This is a genomic window from Kitasatospora putterlickiae (assembly GCF_039527695.1).
GTDB lineage: Bacteria > Actinomycetota > Actinomycetes > Streptomycetales > Streptomycetaceae > Kitasatospora > Kitasatospora putterlickiae.
In genome coordinates, this window is the sequence record NZ_BAAAKJ010000212.1 from 4,298 (window position 1) to 6,531 (window position 2,234).

The following is a 2,234-nucleotide window of genomic DNA, read 5'->3' on the forward strand; positions in this document are numbered from 1 at the left end:
GGGAGGAAGCGGATTAGGAAGTCAGTCAGGCCGACTTCCTAATCCGGGTCTTTCTCGGAGAGAGCGCGCCGCGAGCGCGGCCACGTACCGGCGCTGCCCGTCGGCGGGCGCCACGTCGGCGGCCTCGCGCCAAGTGTCTTCCGTGATCCCCTCAAGCGCCACGGCCCGGCCCTGGCGGTCGGTGAACCGCCGCGTCATCGTTCCCCACATCTGTGCTGGTCAGCGTGGGTGGGCGCGCTCGAACACTCCGGTTGGCTTCACGGCCGGGCGTGCTGCTCGGCGGCGTCGAACGCGGGCGCGAGCGGGGCCAGCGCCGCGCGGAGCCGGTCGGGCAGTGAGCCGGAGGGCACGACCAGCCCCCCGGCGACCTCCACGCTTCCGGCCGGCTGGAGCCAGCCTTCCAGCGCGATGCGAACCGCCACGCCCACGCTGGCCGCGAGGACGCGGGCCGTCTGCGCTTCGGCGTCGCCCAGGCGTTCGGCGATCACCGCCGCGAGAGGCGCCTCGATGCCGGCGGTGGCGTCGAGGAACGCGTCCCGCAGCGCGGGCTGGGTGGTGATCAGCAGCAGCGCCTTCTGTTCACGCTCGCCGGCGTCCGTGTACTGCTCAACCACGGCCCGGGTGATGGCCTCGGCCAGGCGCACCCCTGCGGGCCGGGCCGCGACCGCCGCCGCGATGCGCGCCTCCCGGTCCGCCGTGACGGCGGAGACGATCGCCTGCTCGCGGCTGGCGAAGTAGTTGTTGTAGGTGCGCGGCGAGACCCCGGCCGCTTCGGCGATGTCCTCGACGCGCACCTGACCCGGTCCGCGCTCCACGGCCAGCCGCAGGGCCGCCTCTCGCAGCGCCTCGCGCGTGGCCTGCTTCTTCCGCTCCCGTAGCCCCGGCGGTGGTGTCGTCACGGTGCCAGCGTTCCATACAGGCCTGCGCGCACAAAGTTACGTCCACGCAAACTTGCGCGCACGCACGTTTCCTGTCAGCCTCGACCCGACCGAGACCGACAGAGGGGACGTCGCCATGCGAGCACGGGGAATGACCTACGACACCGGATTCGTCACCCACGGCCGGACATCCCGCGAGCACTTCGACCCCGCCGTGGTCCGGCGCGAGCTCGCGATCATCCGCGACGACCTGCACTGCAACGCGGTCCAGATCATCGGCGGCGACCCCGAACGACTGGAGCTGGCCGCCGGCGCCGCCGCCGAACTCGGCCTGGAAGTCTGGTTCTCGCCCTATCCGCTGGAGCTGGAGCCGGAGCGGATCCTCACGCTCTTCCGCGACTGCGCCGAGCGGGCGGAACGGCTCCGCCGGCAGGGGGCCACCATCGTGTTCGTCGCGGGGGTCGAGCTGAGCGTGATGAACCCCGGGTTCCTGCCCGGCACGAGCCCCGAGGAACGGGTCGAGCAACTGATGGGCCGCCCCGAGCGGCGGGCCGAAGCGATGCGCGAGCTGGGCGTGCGCGTCAACGCGTTCCTCCGCGACGCCGCGGCCACCATCCGCGAGCGCTTCCAGGGCGAACTCACCTACGCGTCCATCCAGTTCGAGCAGGTCGACTGGACCCCCTTCGACTTCGTGACGTACGAACTGCTCCGCTCCGCCGAGGTCGCCGACCGCTTCCGGGACGCGGTGCGCACCCTGGCCCAAGGCCCGAAGCCGCTCGCCATCACCGGCTTCGGCACCGCGGCCTACCGTGGCGCGGGCGACCGCGGTGGACGGGTGCTGGAAGTGGTCGAGCACGACCCGGAGACCAGGGCCCCGGTACGGCTGAACGGCGTGTACGAGCGCGACGAGGCCGGCCAGGCCGCCTACCTGAGCGAACTGCTGGAGCTCTTCGAGACCGAGGGCGTGGACAGCGCGTTCGTGTTCCTCTTCGCCCTGCCCGGCTACCCCCACCGCCCGGACGGCGACCCCAGGGACGACCTGGACCGGGCCGGCCTGGGCATCGTCAAACTCCTCGAAGGACGGCGGGGGCAGACCTACCCCGACATGGAATGGGAACCCAAGGCCGCCTTCACGGCAGTGGCGCAGCGGTACCAAAGGTAGACAGACAGACCGACCCGCGCACGGTGACCACGGCTCGGGATCTGCTGCGGGACACGCAGATCCCGAGCAGATGGAAGCTGCATTCGCCGAACTCGCCACAGACCTCGCGCCGTGGGCCTGTAGACCACCGCCGTGCCTGCTATGAACCGCACCGGTTCGAATGGAGGCTCGATTCTCTGAGAGGATTGAGTCAT

General features: G+C 71.3%; 2 protein-coding genes. One reads left to right on the plus strand and one right to left on the minus strand.

What is annotated here, in order from left to right:
* Positions 1–257: 257 nt before the first annotated feature.
* Complete coding sequence (locus ABD308_RS21000) at positions 258–899, minus strand: TetR/AcrR family transcriptional regulator (RefSeq protein ID WP_344337481.1); 642 nt, start codon at positions 897–899, stop codon at positions 258–260.
* A gap of 130 nt (positions 900–1,029) precedes the next feature.
* Here ABD308_RS21000 and ABD308_RS21005 point away from each other — a divergent pair, with 130 nt between their 5' ends.
* Positions 1,030–2,040, plus strand: coding sequence for a hypothetical protein (locus tag ABD308_RS21005; RefSeq protein ID WP_344337482.1), 1,011 nt, complete (start codon positions 1,030–1,032; stop codon positions 2,038–2,040).
* Positions 2,041–2,234 lie beyond the last annotated feature (194 nt).